Raw genomic sequence first — 1,826 nt, 5'->3', positions numbered from 1 at the left:
CCACTGATGCGGCAGCAGTTGGCCGATCTCACTGGCTCGCTGAATCGGCAGCCGTGTCAGCACGTCTTTGAGATAGGCATACGGATCATGTCCGTTCATGCGGGCCGACTGGATCAAGCTCATGATCGCCGCTGCTCTTTTGCCGCTACGTAGCGACCCGGCAAACAACCAGTTCGAGCGCCCCAGTGCCCATGGCCGGATCTGGTTCTCGACCTGGTTGTTATCAATGGGTACGGCTCCATCTTCCAGGTAGCGCGTCAGCGCTACCCAGCGTTTGAGGCTGTAATCCAAGGCTTTTGCCGTTGCTGATCCATTGGGCACAAGATCGCGCTGGGCCAGCATCCAGTCATGCAGCGCGCCGAGTATCGGTGATGCCTTTTCTTGCCGTATTCGCCAGCGTTCTTCATCGCTCATGTCCCGTGCTTGCCGTTCGATTTCGTACAAGCCGCCAATCGCGTGCAATGCCTGTTCAGCCAGTTGGCTTTTGTTCGCCGCATGCAGATCGAAGAACTTGCGTCGGGCGTGGGCCATGCAGCCAATTTCGGTGATGCCCTGCTCGAAGCTGGCTTTGTAACCGGCAAAGTCGTCGCAGACCAGCTTGCCATTCCACTGGCCCAGAAAATTGCGCGCATGTTCGCCGGCACGGCTGGGGCTGAAGTCATACACCACGGCCTTCAGATCGGCGAAGGGCGTGGTGCTGTAGGCCCAGACGTAAGCCCGGTGGGTTTTCTTCTCGCCCGGTGCGAGCATTTGCACCGGTGTTTCATCGGCGTGGATCACGCGTTGGGCCAACATGGCTTCGCGCAGGGCATCGACCAGCGGCTGAAGCTGCACACCGGTTTGTCCGACCCACTGCGCCAGTGTGGAACGGGCGATGGCCAGGCCGGCACGGCCAAAGATTTTCTCCTGCCGGTACAGCGGCAGGTGATCGGCGAACTTGGCCACCATCACGTGAGCCAGAAGGCCGGCAGTGGGGATGCCTTTGTCGATCACCTGCGCCGGCACGGGTGCCTGGATCAGTATTTCGCACTGGCGACAGGCCCATTTGCCACGCACATGCTGTTCGACGGTGAACACGCCCGGCGTGTAATCCAGCTTTTCGCTGATGTCTTCGCCGATGCGTTGCAACTGGCAGCCGCAGGCGCACTGGGTGTTCTCCGGCTCGTGACGGATCACCGTGCGCGGAAATTGTGCAGGCAGCGCTGTGCGCTTGGGCTGTTGGCGGGGTTCAGCTGGAGCAACCGGAGGATTGACGGCTTTCAACTCCGCTTCGATGGCGGCGATGTCGGTGTCGAGCAGGTCATCTAGCAGGCTGCCCTGGTCAGGGCTCAGCTGCTCGCTGCGCTTGGCAAACTTGTGCCGTTTGAACCATGCAATTTCGTGGGTGAGCTGCTCAATGATGGTTTGATCGCGGTGGATCTTCTTGCCCATCGCATCAACCTGCGTGAGCAACTGCGCGGCCAGTGCACGCAGTTGCTCAGGTGTCAGTCGGTCGAGATTGGGCGAGGAATTCATGTTGCTGATTGTGCCAGAGCAGGCGGTCAGCGCAGATACACCAATGGGCTAATGGCCGGTGCTACAGCACTGTGATCGTGCCGCCCGCACCGACCCGCTGCCAGGGCAACCCCAGTACCAACGCCTGAAGTTGCTCAGCGTCGAGTTCGACTTCCGAGCCGTGTCGGATGCTTGGCCAGTGAAACTTGCCCTGGTTCAATCGCCGTGCGGCCAGCCAGATACCCACACCGTCATGTACCAGAACTTTCATGCGGTTGGCGCGGCGATTGGCGAAGAGATAGGCGCAGTGTGGTTTCGCCGCACCGAACACG

General features: G+C 60.2%; 2 protein-coding genes. Both read right to left on the bottom strand.

The window, feature by feature from the left end:
- On the bottom strand, positions 1-1,515 hold a 1,515-nt coding region (gene tnpC / locus SOP97_RS20105; protein ID WP_322950598.1), incomplete at its 3' end, for an IS66 family transposase.
- A 61-nt stretch (positions 1,516-1,576) separates the two neighbouring features.
- Positions 1,577-1,826, bottom strand: a 250-nt coding sequence (gene tnpB, locus SOP97_RS20100; protein ID WP_322950597.1) for an IS66 family insertion sequence element accessory protein TnpB, incomplete at its 5' end; no start/stop codon positions are given.

It is taken from the genome of Pseudomonas spirodelae (assembly GCF_034653255.1).
GTDB lineage: Bacteria > Pseudomonadota > Gammaproteobacteria > Pseudomonadales > Pseudomonadaceae > Aquipseudomonas > Aquipseudomonas spirodelae.
Note: the sequence above shows the minus strand (reverse complement) of the source record. Positions and strands in the feature narration are given on the sequence as shown.